Source organism: Metabacillus idriensis (assembly GCF_050483325.1).
GTDB lineage: Bacteria > Bacillota > Bacilli > Bacillales > Bacillaceae > Bacillus_P > Bacillus_P idriensis_A.
Window position 1 is genome coordinate 13,251 of sequence record NZ_JBCMYF010000012.1, and the last position, 15,142, is coordinate 28,392.

The 15,142-nt window shown below is 42.0% G+C and carries 17 protein-coding genes; 9 read left to right on the forward strand and 8 right to left on the reverse strand.

Translation table 11 applies throughout. From position 1 onward, the window contains the following. The first annotated feature begins 4 nt into the window (after positions 1–4). The 4 genes from gvpT to ABEQ24_RS08530 all read left to right on the forward strand — a co-directional run bounded on the left by gvpT (position 5) and on the right by ABEQ24_RS08530 (position 3,281). Positions 5–838: a GvpT/GvpP family gas vesicle accessory protein gene (gene gvpT, locus ABEQ24_RS08515; RefSeq protein ID WP_430006382.1), complete on the forward strand. Its 834-nt coding sequence runs from the start codon at positions 5–7 to the stop codon at positions 836–838. Positions 839–865: 27 nt separating this feature from the next. After that, a complete protein-coding gene (gvpU, locus tag ABEQ24_RS08520) occupies positions 866–1,279 on the forward strand; it encodes a gas vesicle accessory protein GvpU (protein WP_430006383.1) in 414 nt (137 codons plus the stop codon). Between the two features lie 296 nt (positions 1,280–1,575). Continuing rightward, on the forward strand, positions 1,576–2,235 hold the full coding sequence (locus tag ABEQ24_RS08525) for a 5-bromo-4-chloroindolyl phosphate hydrolysis family protein (RefSeq protein WP_430006384.1): 660 nt from the start codon (positions 1,576–1,578) through the stop codon (positions 2,233–2,235). Further along, complete coding sequence (locus tag ABEQ24_RS08530) at positions 2,232–3,281, forward strand: toxic anion resistance protein (protein WP_430006385.1); 1,050 nt, start codon at positions 2,232–2,234, stop codon at positions 3,279–3,281. Before ABEQ24_RS08525 ends, ABEQ24_RS08530 begins: the two co-directional genes overlap by 4 nt. Positions 3,282–3,314: 33 nt before the next feature. Here ABEQ24_RS08530 and ABEQ24_RS08535 read toward each other — a convergent pair whose 3' ends face one another. The 8 genes from ABEQ24_RS08535 to ABEQ24_RS08570 all read right to left on the reverse strand — a co-directional run bounded on the left by ABEQ24_RS08535 (position 3,315) and on the right by ABEQ24_RS08570 (position 11,507). Beyond that, complete coding sequence (locus ABEQ24_RS08535; protein ID WP_430006386.1) at positions 3,315–3,482, reverse strand: hypothetical protein; 168 nt, start codon at positions 3,480–3,482, stop codon at positions 3,315–3,317. Continuing rightward, on the reverse strand, positions 3,464–4,915 hold the full coding sequence (locus ABEQ24_RS08540; protein ID WP_430006387.1) for a carbon starvation CstA family protein: 1,452 nt from the start codon (positions 4,913–4,915) through the stop codon (positions 3,464–3,466). Before ABEQ24_RS08540 ends, ABEQ24_RS08535 begins: the two co-directional genes overlap by 19 nt. Positions 4,916–5,272: 357 nt before the next feature. Continuing rightward, entirely contained in the window at positions 5,273–5,788 is a 516-nt protein-coding gene (locus tag ABEQ24_RS08545) for a hypothetical protein (RefSeq protein ID WP_430006388.1), read from the reverse strand. A 72-nt stretch (positions 5,789–5,860) separates the two neighbouring features. Beyond that, positions 5,861–6,589 (reverse strand): LytR/AlgR family response regulator transcription factor, encoded by a 729-nt coding sequence (locus tag ABEQ24_RS08550; RefSeq protein ID WP_430006389.1) that lies wholly within the window; start codon positions 6,587–6,589, stop codon positions 5,861–5,863. Next, complete coding sequence (locus ABEQ24_RS08555; RefSeq protein ID WP_430006390.1) at positions 6,576–8,327, reverse strand: LytS/YhcK type 5TM receptor domain-containing protein; 1,752 nt, start codon at positions 8,325–8,327, stop codon at positions 6,576–6,578. The genes ABEQ24_RS08550 and ABEQ24_RS08555 overlap by 14 nt, the downstream gene beginning before the upstream one ends. Before the next feature lie 116 nt (positions 8,328–8,443). After that, entirely contained in the window at positions 8,444–8,821 is a 378-nt protein-coding gene (locus ABEQ24_RS08560; RefSeq protein WP_430006391.1) for a hypothetical protein, read from the reverse strand. 120 nt (positions 8,822–8,941) lie between these two features. Further along, positions 8,942–10,456, reverse strand: coding sequence for a UDP-N-acetylmuramoyl-L-alanyl-D-glutamate--2,6-diaminopimelate ligase (locus ABEQ24_RS08565; RefSeq protein WP_430006392.1), 1,515 nt, complete (start codon positions 10,454–10,456; stop codon positions 8,942–8,944). Between the two features lie 88 nt (positions 10,457–10,544). Next, entirely contained in the window at positions 10,545–11,507 is a 963-nt protein-coding gene (locus ABEQ24_RS08570) for a D-2-hydroxyacid dehydrogenase (protein ID WP_430006393.1), read from the reverse strand. A gap of 215 nt (positions 11,508–11,722) precedes the next feature. Here ABEQ24_RS08570 and ABEQ24_RS08575 point away from each other — a divergent pair, with 215 nt between their 5' ends. The 5 genes from ABEQ24_RS08575 to ABEQ24_RS08595 all read left to right on the forward strand — a co-directional run bounded on the left by ABEQ24_RS08575 (position 11,723) and on the right by ABEQ24_RS08595 (position 15,134). Next, positions 11,723–12,013, forward strand: a complete 291-nt coding sequence (locus ABEQ24_RS08575; RefSeq protein ID WP_430006394.1) for a hypothetical protein — start codon at positions 11,723–11,725, stop codon at positions 12,011–12,013. Between the two features lie 74 nt (positions 12,014–12,087). Then, positions 12,088–12,318 carry an excisionase family DNA-binding protein gene (locus ABEQ24_RS08580; RefSeq protein ID WP_430006395.1) on the forward strand — a complete coding sequence of 77 codons (231 nt, stop codon included), beginning with the start codon at positions 12,088–12,090 and terminating at the stop codon, positions 12,316–12,318. A gap of 140 nt (positions 12,319–12,458) precedes the next feature. Next, positions 12,459–12,887 (forward strand): YwqH-like family protein, encoded by a 429-nt coding sequence (locus tag ABEQ24_RS08585; RefSeq protein WP_430006396.1) that lies wholly within the window; start codon positions 12,459–12,461, stop codon positions 12,885–12,887. After that, a complete protein-coding gene (locus ABEQ24_RS08590; protein WP_430006397.1) occupies positions 12,888–13,148 on the forward strand; it encodes a YwqI/YxiC family protein in 261 nt (86 codons plus the stop codon). Between the two features lie 12 nt (positions 13,149–13,160). Beyond that, complete coding sequence (locus ABEQ24_RS08595; protein ID WP_430006398.1) at positions 13,161–15,134, forward strand: T7SS effector LXG polymorphic toxin; 1,974 nt, start codon at positions 13,161–13,163, stop codon at positions 15,132–15,134. Positions 15,135–15,142: the final 8 nt, after the last annotated feature.

Here is a 15,142-nt window from a genome sequence, read left to right on the forward strand (position 1 = left end):
TACAATGGCAGAACAAACAAAATTAGACAACTCACAGGTGGAAAATCAAAAGGAAAATACAAAAGCTGAGAATTCAAACAAAGAAAACTCAACTAATGAGCAATCAACTCAAGAAAAATCTTCAAGAAGAAGTGCACCAATCAAACGCACAGTTGCAGGAAGTATCCTTGGAGCAACAGTTGGATACCTGGCTACACCAGAAAACGGGAAGAAGCTGCTTGCCCGTATTGATACAGATGAATTAAAAAGCAAAGCTGCAGACTTTGGAAAATCAGCAAAAGAAAAATCATTCCAAGGTGCTTCAAGCTTAAAATCATCAGCTGCTAATCTATTCAAAAAAGACAAAACGAAGTCAGAAGATGCTGATCAAGAAGATGAAGTGAATAATTCATCAGAAGAAACTACATCTTCAAATTCAAATGAAGATTTCGAAGCATTAAAGCAAGAAAACGAGACTCTTCAGGAACGTCTTCAGCAGCTTGAGGAAAAAATGAACCAATTAAGCGGCCAAAGCAGCACAGAAGAAGATGATGAAGAGGACGACGAAGAGGAAGAAAAAGCACCAAGCAAGAAAAAATCAAGCAAATCTAAGGCTGAATCTGATGAAGCAGATGAAGATGAAGATGATGATAGTGAAGATGAAATTGAAGAAGACGAAGAAGAAGAAGAAATGATGTACGACGGCAAAGACGAAGTGAAAAAGCCGCAGAAAAAATCAGCACGCGGAAGAAAACCAAAGGCTTCAAAATCTGCAAAAGCAAAAGATGAAAAAAATGAAAAAGAGGAAGAAGAATCAGAAGATACATCTCTAAGCAGCGACGATGACACATCATCTTAACTGAGAGAAAAAGGAGGAGACGAGAAGATGAGTACAGCAACAGCCTCATCAAAAGACAGTGTACTTGAATTCTTTGTACAGGCTTCAAATAAACAGGGCTTTGCGCTGGACATCACGTTAAACGTGAATGGTGCCGTTATTTCAGGTACAATGGTTTCCGCTAAGGAATACTTTGATGTACTGAGTGAAACATTTGAAGACGGCAGTGAAGTCGCACAGAAGTTAAGCGAGCAATTATCTCTTGCCAGTGAATCGGTTGAATCAAATGGAGATGCTGAAGCCCATTTCATTCATTTGAAAAATACGAAAGTGTATGTCGGCGACAGCAAATCCACCCCTTCCAAAGGACAAATCCTCTGGAGAGGAAAATTAAGTGAAATCAATGGATTTTTCCTCGGGAAAATTTCAGATGCGAGACCAGCAAGCAAAAAGTCAGAATAGATCTAAACAGCCGGAGGTCATTTGCCCGGCTGTTTTTTTATGGAGAATATCAGCTATGGTTAAATGTGTTCACCTCGTGATTAGGAGATGATTATAAGAGCGGGCATAATAACATCCAAACGCCTCTCTACGCCTCAAGTCCTATATCTCCTACTATTGCCGGCCAATAGAAAAATTGGAGGTAATGCTGTATATTATTGATAAAGGACTATTTTCCATTTTTATCCCACAAGGACTGAAACCCTGCACTATATACATACGTATTAAAATAGAGACTTTATGTTAGGAGTCGATTGATGATGAATCCATTTGTGGCGTTCAGTGTCCGGATGCTTGCGGCAATTCCTGCTGCGGGTACAGTCGGGACTGTGAGCTTAATCGGTTTTGATCAGCCTTTAATAGCGGCAGCTGCCTATTCGGTTGCAGGAGGCGCCTCTGCTTATTCCATTGCTGCAGTGAGTATGAATTCCAGGTTTTTAAAGAAAAATTCTCTTACCCGCAAAGATTATAAATACATCAAAAAACAGCTCGAGGAAGCGAAGCCTAAAATGGCCCGTCTCCAGAAGACGCTATTAACCATTCGCCATCTTCCTTCGTTAAAAGAGCGAATCGAGCTTGTTCGTATTGCAAGAAGAATTTACAGCTTAACAATAAGAGAGCCGAAACGCTTTTATAAAGCAGAGAAATTTTTCTTTTCTCATCTGGATTCTGCTGTACTGCTCGCAGAGAAATACGTTTTCCTATCCTCTCAGCCTAAAAGGAATTGGGAGCTCGAAAAATCATTAAATGAAACGAGAAAAACATTAAACGAATTGACGCGTCTGATTGAACAGGATTTGTACTTAATGGTCCAAGATGATGTTGATGAACTGAATCTTGAGATCGATGTAGCCAAACATTCCATTAAAACAAATCAAGATACAAAACATCTTGATGAAAGCCGGAAATTCAAATGAATGAAATTGATTTCTTTCAGCAAATAAACACAGCCCGTCTACTTGACGTGCTTTCTGAAGAGAAAAAAATCAGGGCACACGAGCTCGCCGAACAGATTAACCCAAAAAACCATGCTCTGTTGGTATCATTCGGACTGCCAGCGCAATCAAAACTGTTAGCTTTCTCAAATGTCATGCTGGATCAGGTGCAGCGAAAGGATATCGGGCAGGTTGGCGAAATCCTCGACGAATTCATGAAAAGCTTGAATGAGGTCAGTCCTGACGATTTACAGCAGGAAAAAACCTCATTTTTAGCGCGTCTATTTGGAAAACGAAAGAAATCCATTCAGGAGGTCCTCTCCAGATTTAATAAAACAGGGGCACAGATTGACAGAATCAGCGTAAAGCTTGAGCGCAGTAAAAATATGCTTTTATCAGATATAGTGATGCTTGACAGGCTCTATGATAATAACAAAGATTATTTTCACTCATTGAATATCTATATTGCAGCAGGAGAAATGAAGCTAGAAGAACTGCACAATCGAATAATTCCTGAACTGAAAAATGCACATTCAGGTTCCAATGATCCAATGAAACAGCAGGAGTTGGAGGATATCCTCCAATTTGCAGATCAACTGGATCAAAGGCTGTATGACTTGAAAATCAGCAGGGAAATAACGATTCAAAGTGCACCTCAAATACGCATGATTCAAAAAACAAATCAAAAGCTGGCTGAAAACATTCAATCCTCCCTCGTAACATCCATTCCGCTTTGGAAAAACCAGGTGTCCATTGCACTGACTCTGATCAGACAAAAGAGCGCAGCAGATGCTGGAAGGAAGATTTCTGAGCCTGCAAACGAACTCTATCAAAATCAGGCCGCGGTTATTAACGGGGAAAAGCGCAGCATGTTTGATTTAGAGACGCTAAAAGAAATACAAGAAAACATTCAGGCTGCTATACAGGAAACGATGAGAATCCATGTGGACGGAAAAAACAAACGCGAGGAAACAGAGGCTGAGATCAAGATCAGGGAAAGAGAACTAAAGCAAAAGCTTCAGGCATAAAAAAGCAGGAACCGTCAAACGGTTCCTGCTTTTTTACGTCAGAATCACAGCAAGTATTCCGCCTGCGATTACAACACTTCCTGCAATTTTTAAGAGCAAAGGAGCATTGTCTGTTCCCTTGCGATTCAACTTTTCTTCTTCCTCATTAACCGTTTGCCGGTAATTCGGACTGCAGCAGCCCATTATGATACCTGCTTCCATCCTGAAACGTCATCTTCAAGCGGAAGGTTATTGGCTCTTGCTTTCTTGGCTGCGATATAGAAAGTAACGATAACCGCAATCGTAGCAATAGCAGCTCCAATGTAGGAAGTTGTCATTGATAAACCGAATCCGATTGGAGCATTCAAGATGTAAGTCACCGTCACCATCGTCATGAAAATACCAGGGATCATCGCGATCCAGTAGTTTTTCTTGGCGATGAACAAGTACATGGCTCCAACCCATAGCGCAATAACGGCTGTTGATTGGTTTGCCCATGAGAAGTATCTCCATAAAATCGTGAAATCGATTTTTGTCAGAGCAAAAGAGATAATGAACAATGGAAGTGCAATCCATAAACGGCTTGACATTTTCTTTTGAGAAATATTGAAGTAATCAGCAATAATCATACGTGCACTTCTGAAAGCTGTGTCCCCTGAAGTAATCGGCAGGATAATAACGCCTAGAACGGCAAGTGTTCCTCCGATTGCTCCAAGCATAAGAGTAGAAGCTTCACTTACGACTGCGCCAGGTCCGCCTTCTGCAAGCAGCGCGTTTAAGCCTGTGCCGCCGTCAAATAAGCTCATTGCTGCAGCAGCCCAGATCATTGCAATGACGCCTTCAGCGATCATCATGCCGTAGAAAATTTTGCGTCCCTGTTTTTCATTTTGAGTTGTTCTTGAGATAATCGGCGTTTGCGTAGCATGGAAACCAGACAGCGCCCCGCAGGAAATCGTCAAGAACAGCAATGGAAAGATTGGAACATTATCAGGGTGAAGATTAGCAAGCGTAAGCTCCGGTATTGGAGCGCCTGTAAGGACCAAACCTCCGCCAACACCAATTGCACTGATTAAAAGCAATGCGCCAAAGATCGGATAGAATCTTCCGATGATTTTATCGATAGGCAGCAATGTCGCCAAGATATAGTAAATAAAGATAGCTGCAAGGATAAGTCCCATTGTGGCCCTGCCATTCATCAAGCTGTAAAGCAAACCGGCGGGCGCTGTAACGAATACGGTTCCTACTAGTAAAAGAAGAAGAATAGCAAAAGCGTTTACAACATGCTTCATTACTTTTCCTAAAAACTTGCCTGCAAGCTCAGGTAAATGAGCGCCGCGGTTGCGGATTGAGATCATGCCTGTTAAATAGTCATGCACGGCTCCTGCAAAAATACAGCCGAGCACGATCCAAAGAAAGGCAACCGGTCCATAAAGCGCACCCATAATTGGGCCAAAGATCGGTCCGACACCCGCAATATTCAGAAGCTGAATCAATGAATTCTTTTTTGTGTTCATCGGCAGGTAATCAACACCGTCCTGATGAGTAAAGGCAGGAGTCGTTCTGCCCTCGTTCACACCGAACACTTTTTCAACAAATTTACCGTACGTAAAATAACCAACAATTAAAAGGACAACACCGGCCAGAAATGTATACATAGGAACCCTCCTTGAATAATTAATGATGTATGCGTTTACATAAGTATAAAGGACTATAGAAAGTTATGGACGTTTTGTGTACAAGATGCAGAAATGGAGGGGTAACATGCAGAAAAGATGGATTTAGATGCAAAAGCTAATATAAATAAGGGTGTCTAAAATTAGACACCCTTCATAGAAGGAATCAGAAACATGATAAAGGTGGTCGTCGACCGCCATTGCCGTAGTGGGTTATTGGTAACAGATGAAGATGTAATCGGAAATTGGTTATGGGTTTGTCCATTGCCGCTACAGGAGTACCGAGGTACACTAAGGTTTTCCTTCTATGCCTTGAAGCAGAGTCTCACTGCTTCAAGGTTAAAAGTAGCTGCTGCTGTCAAAGCTCAGCTGAATTGAATAGTTTTTAGAATTAACAAGATTGGATAGTCGATTTGCCTGCCGCTCACATTCAATTCCTTTAACACGATATTCTTCAGGATCGAACATCGCCATCTTCATAAGAGGAGCTGTTTCTGAGTAAGAATATGAGTATTCTTCTTTAACGGCTGACCCAAGCACTTTATATTTTTTCGCTTTTGCCCGAAGCTGAATGGCAAGTTCGATAGCTTCTACGATAGAAAATTTCTCGTCATTAAAGATTATTTCGTTATCAATATTCGCACGATACATTAGTTTGTCAATCAAACGCAGATCGGTTCTGATTGACTCCATGTCACGTTCAACATCTTCTAGCTTTCGAACTTGTTTAGGAGGTTTTGTACCCTTTACAATTTCAACAAAGGCAACCCGGTCCAATTCCTCATCAAGTTCGTGAATTCTTTTAGTTAAGACACTTTTTAATTTTACAGCTTCTGCAAGAGAGATGTTTGGCATTCTCAAGTCTCCTTCGGTAAGTGAGTATAGTAAAAGAATACCATTAGAAAAATCATGCAGCTATTCTTTTCTTTATATCTCCAGCCGCTCCCGCAGCGATTTCACATAATTCCTGCTTACTGAAAGCATCTCCCCTGTTCCTTCGAGTTCAAGCTGATAAGCCCCATTGAACCACGGAGTGAGCTTTGTCACATAATCCAAATTGACAAGGTAGCTTTTGTGGATTCGAAAGAAACAGTATGGGCCTAAGCGGGACTCTAAGTCTTTTAATGGTGTTTTTGTATCGAAGCTTTTTGTCCTTGTGATGATTTTAGTAACTTTATCATCGCGGTACATATATAAAATATCCTTTGGTTCAAGGTAGATGATTTCTCCTTCAGCCTCTACGGCAAGCTTTCCGGGTGTTGTACTTCTCTCTGAACTCTTGCTCTGAATCAGCAATTTTTCCAATCTCTGCACAGTTTGTTTTAGCTGATCTTCATCATAGGGCTTCAGCAGATAATCGATTGCTTCGTATCTGAAGGCTTCTGCCGCAAATTGAGGATAGGCTGTCGCAAACACAATCAGCGGGACTTTCTTTAATTCCATCAGTGATTTTGCCGCTTCCATGCCGTTCATTTTGGGCATTTCAACGTCTAAAAAAACGACGTCAGGCTGAAGCTGAAGTGTTTTCATGACAGCAGCTTCACCTGTATCTGCTTCTCCGATGATTTGGAGCGATGAAAATTCACTTAGTAAATGTCTTAATTCGTCGCGGCTGTACCGTTCATCATCCGCAATGACAATTTTAATTGTTTCCATTCTTTTTTTCCTCCGTATGCGGAATCGTAAAAAAGATCTCAGTCCCATGGCCTGACACACTTTTCACTTGAAGGGCAGAAGTGCTGCCGAACATCATGGTTAATCTGCGGTTGACGTTATACAGGCCAAGGCCTGTTCCATTTTCAGACGGCACGGTTTCTTTTCCGGCCTGTCGTGCTCGTTCTTTACTCATCCCATGTCCGTTATCTTTTACATTTACGCAGGTTGTTCCGTCTATTCTATGAACGGAAATGGTAATTACACAGTTTTCTTCCTTGTCCTTAATGCCATGCTTGACCGCATTTTCCACAATGGGCTGAAGGCTCAAAGGCGGGATTCTTACAAGGAGGGCATCATCATCGATTTCATAATGAACGGACAGCTTGTCAACAAAACGCGTTTCCTCAATCTCAAGGTAAGCTTTTATATGTTTTAGCTCTTGTTCAAGTGTGGTCATGTCATTGGTGGTTGCGTTAAGGTTGGACCTTAGAAAATGGGACAATGAGACAAGAAGCTTTCTTGCTTTTGCAGGATCTATCCGGATTAAAGAGACAATTGTGTTTAATGAATTAAAAAGAAAGTGAGGACTGATTTGGGCTTGAAGCGCCTTGATTTCAGCTTCTTTAGCGAGCTGATAGGCTTTATCCGCTTCAGCAATTTCAAGCTGATTGCTGAGCAGGCTGCCGAGGCCGGTAATCAGCTCCATGACAATATCCGTAATTTCTTTTTTTGATTCAAAATAAAATTTCATCGTGCCAATCGTTTCCCCGCGCTGCTTCAGCGGTGCGATTACAGCGGCACCGAGCGGACATGATGCTTCTCTGCAATGAATGGTACTGTCACTCGCAATAATCAGATCACCATTACGAATCACATCTTTTGTAATTTGTGTTTGAATCGGACTGTTCACTCGGTGATGATCATTTCCGAGACCGACATGAGCAAGGATTTCGGTTTTACTTGTCATCGCAACAGCGCTTGTCTTAATTTCCTTGTGAAGAATTTGGCAAACTGCCTGAGCCGATTGTGTATTCATGCCGCGACGAAGATAGGCGAGTGTTTGATCAGCAATGCGCAGTGTTTTTTGAGCCTGAAGGGCTCCGGCTTTTTCTTCTTCATTCACTACATTTTTTATAATGAGAAGAAATAGAGCGGAACCGAGACCGTTAGCGAGAATCATTGGAATCCCGATCATTTCGACAAGGACGAGGGCTTTTTCAAACGGCCGTGATACGAGCAGAATAACCGCCATTTGAATGGTTTCAGCTAAAGCCCCGATAAGAAAAGCGGAAGAAAGCTTAACTTGGGCATTCTTTTTAAAGAAAGCCCCTGCTAAAACTCCTGCAATAATAGAAGCAAGTCCACAAGAAAGAGCGGTAAATCCTCCAAGGGTAAAGCGATGGATGCCCGCAATCAGCCCTGCTCCGATGCCGACCTTATAGCCGCCTAAAAGTCCGGCAAGCACGACACCGATGACTCTTGAATTAGCAATGGCTTCATCAGAGGCAAGTCCTGAAGCCCACCGGTTAAACTCGAGAGTTTCTGTGCTAAGTGACAAGCCTGAATAAGTGCCGATGATTCCGAAAAAGCCAAAGAAAAGAATGGCTGTATATTGCTGGCTGCGGTTTAATTGGTCCTGATAGATCATGCTTCTGAAAAAGCGGAATCTTGTCAGAATAAATGCGATCATAACAATAATACTGAGCCGTTCGAGCATTGTAATCAGCAGTTCAAACATACATCTGCTCCTTTTTGGATAAATGAATATGTTCTTATTTTAATGGAATGCAGGCTTTTTACAAAGCAGATGGTTTTTTGCATATAAAAAAAGCAGCGTAATGGCTGCTTTGGATGTTAGAACCCGTCTTCAGCTGTAAACGGAATGTTGAGTCTGTTCTCGACTGCACGAAGGCGCTGGTTTAAGCGGTTCAGACGTCTTGTATGACGCTCAACGACCTGATTAAGACGTGTCACTTCCTGATTTGTCTGGTTAAGCTCTCTTCTAAGATTTCTGATTTCCTGGTTTTGCCGGTTAATCTCACGTGATTGCTGCTCGTTTTGTCTTTCTAACGCATTGATTCTTCTTTCAAGCGACTGAAATTGAGGCGGCTGCCGATCTGGATCGAATTGGTCCTGAACTTGCTGCTGCGGCTGATAGGGGTTGTATTGATAATTCATATAATAGTCTGTTTGCTGAGGGACATAGCCTTGATAAAACTGATAGGGATTCATGTGGACTTCACTCCTTTGTGTCATGATACTTAAATAGCCTATGTAATAAGATGAGGAGTGGCAGGGCAGATGCCTATAGACAGCCTAAAAAAATATGGAAGCAGCAAAAAGCCATGAGCTTTATGCTTCAAGCTCATGGCAGTCATGATAATAAGATTGGTAATGAGACTCGATAATTTCCTCGTCTGAATGAGGAATTTCTTTGCCTTTTACAATTTGTGCTCCATTTATGCAGCCGCTTGTAAGGAGGATGATGTCATCTGGTTCACCTGCTGCCAAAGAAGCGATGACTCCTTCTTTGCGGGTAAGTGCAGCTTTAATGTTTGACGCTTTCGGCTGTGAGAATCCTTTCATCACTTGATCAATAATGATTTGAGGATCATGATGTCCGGGATGGTCGACTGTTACGATGACTTCGTCTGCATGTCCTTCAATGGCTGCAGCCATCTTTGGCATTTTATTAAAGTCGCGGATGCCGATTCCTGCAATCATGACAATCAGACGGTTGTATTCCATTTTCTTAACTTCTTCCACCAGACGGGAAAGGGCCACAGGTGTGTGGGCATAATCCAGAATGATTTTCTTGTTGTCCGGCCCGGTAATAACCTGGAAGCGGCCTTCTGGACTCTCAAGCATCGGCAGGACGCGCAGAATATCTTCCATTTTGTAGTTGAATAAAAGAGCTGTTCCAATAGCTGCAAGTGCGTTGGCAATATTATAGGTTCCGAAAATAGGAGCTGCTGCCTGATGAATCTTCCCATTATAAGAAAGATCAAAAGTAGTTCCTATATCAGAAAATTGAATGCTGTCAGCACTGATATCAGCCCCGCTTAGCGGAGATAAGCTATAAGTAATTTTTTTGCCGCTGTATGTTTGTGCAAGCTGAAGCCCCATATCCATGTCATCAAGATTGATTACCGCAGATTTTGCCTGGTCAAAAAGAGCCAGTTTGCATTTTTTATAATGGTCAATCGTTTTATGATACTCAAGGTGTTCTTCAGAAAAGTTAGTCAGAATGGCTGCATCAAATTCGATGCCGTGCACTCGTTTTTGGTCTATTGCGATGGAGGAAACTTCCATCACAGCTGCTTTATCGCCAAACTCCGCCAAATCATGAAAAATTTGATGAAGATCAGTGGACTCAGGTGTTGTCGGAGTGCTTTTTTTATACGAAAGCTTATGTGTAGACGCCCAAATTCCAGTTGTGCCGATTGAGCCCGATGGAAGTTCCAACAGTGTCAGAAGAGAGCGCACATATGCCGCAACAGTCGTCTTTCCATTGGTCCCTGTGACACCAATGGTTTTCAGTTTTTCATCTGAATGATTATGAAACTTCTTTGCAAAAAGAGCCATTGTTTCTCTTACGTCTTCTGCAAGAATGAAAGTATGATCAGGATAGCAGAGGCTCAGCTGCCTGAGCTTTTCAAAGCTCGTTCCGATAACGGCAGCGGCTCCGTTCGCCAGTGCCTCATCAATATATTGATGGCCGTCATGCTCTTCGCCTTTCATGCTGAAGAAAAGGGCGCCGGGCTTGACCTTTTTTGAATGAAAAGCAAGGCTTGTTATGTTTTGAGAGGCTTGTCCGAAAATATGCTGCAGAGTAAGGTTTTCTAGTTGATCAAATTGTATAATCATTCGTGTTCCTCATTTATGATTCTGGATTTGTATTAGTCTTTATATTTTCCAATACAAGCGCTCTTCCTATACTAAAAATTTATAACAATCAGTATCCTTTTTTATAATCGACTAAGTTGATGGAAGGGGTGTCCTCCGTTAGATACTGCTTCAGATTAGGAATCAGAATGGTTTCTGCAAGGCGCTCGTTATAGTATTCTGTTGAACCGGATGTATGCGGGGTAATAATCACATTTTCAAACTCCCACAAGAGACTCTTTTCCCCAAGCGGCTCAATTTCAAACACATCAAGTCCTGCTCCTGCAATTTCTTTTTCCTGAAGCGCTATTATGAGATCCTCCTCGGCCACAGTCTCGCCTCTGCCAATATTAATAAAGAAGGCCGAAGATTTCATTTTTTTAAACTGCTCGTATGTGAAAAGCTGATGAGTCTCTTTTGTAAGCGGCAATGTCACGACGACATAATCACACTGGGGAAGGACTTGATCCAGCTGATCACTTGTATACATTTTATCCACAAACTCTGCAGGCTTACCCGAATGGCGAACACCAAGAACGTTCATGCCAAACGCTTTAGCGATCTTAGCTGTTTCCTGACCAATCGCTCCAACGCCAATAATGCCAATTGTTTTTTCGTGAATCTCGAGCTTCATATCGGCATGATGCCACTTCCGTTCAGATTGATTTCTTACATACGTATGTATTTTTCGCGTCAGACCAAGCATGAGGGCAAAAATCGTTTCTGAAATTGGGAAAGCGTGCACTCCGTTTGCACTGGTTAAGAGAACCTCTTTCTCTTTAAGAGCTTGAAGCGGCATATTATTGACTCCGGCACTCCAGGACTGAACCCATTTAAGTGTTGAGTCCGCTGCAAGGCAATCTTCTTCCATTCCTTTTTTCCACCCCGCAATTACTTCAGCATCCTTAAGGTGATCCTGCCAGACGGATTTGTCTCTTCCTGCTACTACCTCCCAGTCAGGGATAATAGATGTTATTTCATTGATTTGTTTTTGATTAAGGTCCTGTGTGATGACAAGTTTTCTTTTAGTCATGATTGATTCCTCCTGGTAATGTTCGTATAAAGTTAATATTATCAGAAAATTCGATTTGGATATGCATGGGAAGTATTAAGGGGACTATATACATTTCTTTTTGTCTGATTTTTTTAAAAAAAGTTTTTCTGCTTGTAAATTGGGTAAAGAGTTAGGAGGGAAAATTTCCTAGTTTCGTACTGAACTACTAAATAATGAGGTGATTTTCAGGGGAAATGAAGATACTTCAAGAGCGTTTTTATCCAAGTGTCAGCTTGGTTCTGGCTTTAGCAGGAGATCATGAGAATAACCCGCAGTTTCTCATTGGCTATGACGTGGAAGGCAATCAGGTATTTCATGTAAGATGTCCAAATGGCTATTCTTTTCTCTACTTGTCATCACATTTAAGAGCAGATGTAGCGGTTGTTTGCGGGATGAAAAATCATCAATCAGAGTCCTGGCCGGATTTTTATTTTTCTGTAGACCACGAGAGCGGGGCAATGAACCGAATTTGCCGGGCTAAATGACTGCCGCTTTCCTTTAGTGCATAATCCAACTATAATAATGAATACCAATTATGCAGGGAAAGCGAGAATTGAACATGTATCTTACAGTTAAAGAAACAGCCGAGCATCTGTCCATGCCGGAAGCGTATATTGAAAATCTGATATTGCAGAAACAAATCAGAGCAGTGCATGACGGTGAGCAGTATTTGATCAACAAAGAGCAGTTTACGACACATTTTGAACAAATGGAAAAATACAAAGAACAGCTGGAAGAGTGGCTGAGCAAACCGATTCCCGAAGACATTGACATTAAAGATGAAGATTAAAGAAGTGCATACTCTGCACTTCTTTCTTGTTGATATAAGGGGACCGCTGTCAAATTAAAGCCATTGGTCCTATTCAACCGTGCTACTATCTACCTTATACTATAAAATATGGAAATTAATTCGGATCAGAGGTGATCAAAATGGGCTTTTCGGAAATGCTGAATCAGATTCATGGTGCGATATCCTATCAATCTTCTGAATTGAATGACCAGATTAATAGACTTCAGCGTGCTAAACAGCAGATTGAACGCGAGCAGACGGAATGCATGAATGAGGTGCGCAAGATTCTTGATCCCGAGCTTGATCATTTATGGAAAGGGTCAAGAGCGGATGATTTTGATGAAGACCGGAATGAAGCTTATAAAGTGATGCGCAGTATTGCAGAAGAAGATTATGATGCTTATAAGCAGAGAATTCAGTGGAAGATTAATTCTCTTGAAATTGACAGGACAGTTTTAAATGCAGTCAGCGGACTTGCACATGAAGCAGACAAGCTGCTGGCTGTTGGCGAGGATGCATTTGAGGAGCTTGGAAACAGAATAGACGATTTAAAAAGGCGGTTGTTTTAAATGACCCAAATTAAACTGAATCATGCAGAAATGATGAAACAGCTGGATGAAATCAAACGGGCATTGGACGCCTTGGTTCTAGACAGACCAGACGATGCCGGCCAAAACAAGCTTGACTTCACGGAGAAATGGCAGGAACGGGAGGAAATGATTCATCAATTTGTCTCGCAGTACGTAACGATTGTTCAGAAAAATGTAGAAGATACGCGTGCAAATGTGGACTCATTGAAAGAACAAGATGAAGCGATTGTCCACAGATAGGACAAAAGGGAGGTGGCAGCGATTAAAGTTTACGAAGCTAAAACGTTAGTATTGGCAATGGAGAAGAGAGCCAAGCAATACGAAGAGCTGAAGGAACAGCTGAATCAGCTGAAAAAACAGTTTTTAGATATCGTCAACTCTGGTGATGAATTCCAGGGGAAAGGGGCAGAAGCGATAAAAGGCTTTTATTCTGCACAAGTCGATGTTGTGGAAGCCTGGATGAGACTCATTGATAAAAACATCGCTTTTTTCAAGGGGATTCCCGGTGATGCGGAAGATGCCAAGCTCTCAGGCGATACCTTTGTCCAAATGTCCTTTATAGAAGAAAATGTGCCGCGTGCTCAAAATCGTGCGAAGGAAATGGTCCATAGCGGGCAGGATGCTCTGCAGTCCATCTTTCGCAGTATAGATGATCTTGTCCCGCTGCATGTTTTTTCAACCGACACATTCGAAGACCACATGGCAAAAGCTGAAAAAGAACGCAGCCAAACAGTGGACGCAGTCAATCAGCTCGATCAGGCGCTGACAGAAGAATACACCATCTCAGAAAACGATCAAAGCTACCTGGTCGGTCTGTTCGGGCAGCTGCTCGAATCCTCAAGACAGGGCAGCACGATCACACCCATCAACTTCAATGCAAAAGCCTATCAAAACAGTGACATCTACAAAATGAAAAAGGACATCGAAAACAGCTCCAAAGAATATCTATCCTTCAAGAACGACCAGGCAGAAGCAAGAAAACAGGCAAAAATCGCCGAGGAACTCGAAGCCCGCCCGTGGTACGAAAAACTCTGGGACACAACCAAAACCTTCACCGGCGAAGTATCCGGCTACTATGACTACAAACGAGCCACAGAAGGCGTCGACCCCGTCACCGGAGAAAAGCTCACGGATGCCCAGCGCATCGCAGCCGGAGCCATGGCAGCAGCCGGCTTCATCCCGGTCGTCGGCTGGGCAGGCCGGGCTGCCAAGGGCGGAAGCGCAATCTATAAAACGGTTAAATCCTATAATGCGGCAGACCATGCGCTTGATGCATATAAAACCTCTAAATCGTTTAGCACACTGCAGAAGACGGAGATGGGGATTTATGGGCTGGTGTCGGCTAATGGGCTTGGTGAGGCTGTGACGGGTAAAGATATGTTTGGGAATCAGTTGACAGACCAGCAAAGACAGCAGAGTCTTATGCAGGCTCTTGGAATTGTGGGAGTTGGCGGTGCAGCTTATGGATTGGATAAATTGGCTGCGAAGAATGGTGGATTGCTAAAAGGACCATTAAGTAACCGTTTTATCAATCAGCAGGTTGAGAATGCAAATGCGATATTAACTGATATCGGAAGAAAGGTCGGGGATCTTCCAATTCCAGTTGACATAAAGCTTAGATTTGCATCGACAGGTACTGGATTTAATATGAATAGTTTTGGTGTGGAGTATAAGTCTTTAAATGATTTAATTTCAATGGCTAAGAGTCTAGATTTTAAGGGTAAGGTTAATGTTAATCATCCTGTTAGAGTATATCGTGAAGTCGAAGACGAGATTTTAAACAAAGAGTATGAAATAATTACTAGAAAAGGAACTTATGTTACTAAAATAGCAGCTGATGAGAAACTAATTATAGAAATGCCTTATTTAGGTAAAGGGGAAAAAAGTACAAATTCAGAAGGATGGTTAAGAGATAATAAATTTTACTTTAACGAACTATACAAATTACACCCTGAATATTTTAGTGATGCAAACATAAAAAATCTGAATAATGGTTGGGCAATTGTGAATGATGCGGTGTTTAGAAGGAATTTCCCTCAGTACGATATTGTAGGGTTAAAAGGAAAACCTTTAGTACATCATCATATTGGTGGTGGCGGACAAGCAATCGCCATTCCACAACCTTTGCATCCAGGTAGTGGAGGAATCCATAATATCGAGAAGCAGATAGGTATATGGGGGAAAGATCAGGAAAATGCTGAACGTCTTCAAGTTTTTATTAAGTAATAATTGAG

Bases quoted from the DNA above. Each gene is read 5' to 3' on its own strand.
- ABEQ24_RS08540 (WP_430006387.1), bottom strand. From the start codon at position 4,915: ATGTATACATTTCTGGCCGGTGTTGTCCTTTTAATTGTTGGTTATTTT.
- ABEQ24_RS08545 (WP_430006388.1), bottom strand. From the start codon at position 5,788: ATGCCAAACATCTCTCTTGCAGAAGCTGTAAAATTAAAAAGTGTCTTA.
- gvpT (WP_430006382.1), top strand. From the start codon at position 5: ATGGCAGAACAAACAAAATTAGACAACTCACAGGTGGAAAATCAAAAG.
- ABEQ24_RS08555 (WP_430006390.1), bottom strand. From the start codon at position 8,327: ATGTTTGAACTGCTGATTACAATGCTCGAACGGCTCAGTATTATTGTT.
- ABEQ24_RS08565 (WP_430006392.1), bottom strand. From the start codon at position 10,456: ATGATTATACAATTTGATCAACTAGAAAACCTTACTCTGCAGCATATT.
- ABEQ24_RS08590 (WP_430006397.1), top strand. From the start codon at position 12,888: ATGACCCAAATTAAACTGAATCATGCAGAAATGATGAAACAGCTGGAT.
- ABEQ24_RS08570 (WP_430006393.1), bottom strand. From the start codon at position 11,507: ATGACTAAAAGAAAACTTGTCATCACACAGGACCTTAATCAAAAACAA.
- ABEQ24_RS08535 (WP_430006386.1), bottom strand. From the start codon at position 3,482: ATGGAAGCAGGTATCATAATGGGCTGCTGCAGTCCGAATTACCGGCAA.
- ABEQ24_RS08575 (WP_430006394.1), top strand. From the start codon at position 11,723: ATGAAGATACTTCAAGAGCGTTTTTATCCAAGTGTCAGCTTGGTTCTG.
- ABEQ24_RS08580 (WP_430006395.1), top strand. From the start codon at position 12,088: ATGTATCTTACAGTTAAAGAAACAGCCGAGCATCTGTCCATGCCGGAA.
- ABEQ24_RS08550 (WP_430006389.1), bottom strand. From the start codon at position 6,589: ATGGAAACAATTAAAATTGTCATTGCGGATGATGAACGGTACAGCCGC.
- ABEQ24_RS08530 (WP_430006385.1), top strand. From the start codon at position 2,232: ATGAATGAAATTGATTTCTTTCAGCAAATAAACACAGCCCGTCTACTT.
- ABEQ24_RS08525 (WP_430006384.1), top strand. From the start codon at position 1,576: ATGATGAATCCATTTGTGGCGTTCAGTGTCCGGATGCTTGCGGCAATT.
- gvpU (WP_430006383.1), top strand. From the start codon at position 866: ATGAGTACAGCAACAGCCTCATCAAAAGACAGTGTACTTGAATTCTTT.
- ABEQ24_RS08585 (WP_430006396.1), top strand. From the start codon at position 12,459: ATGGGCTTTTCGGAAATGCTGAATCAGATTCATGGTGCGATATCCTAT.
- ABEQ24_RS08560 (WP_430006391.1), bottom strand. From the start codon at position 8,821: ATGAATCCCTATCAGTTTTATCAAGGCTATGTCCCTCAGCAAACAGAC.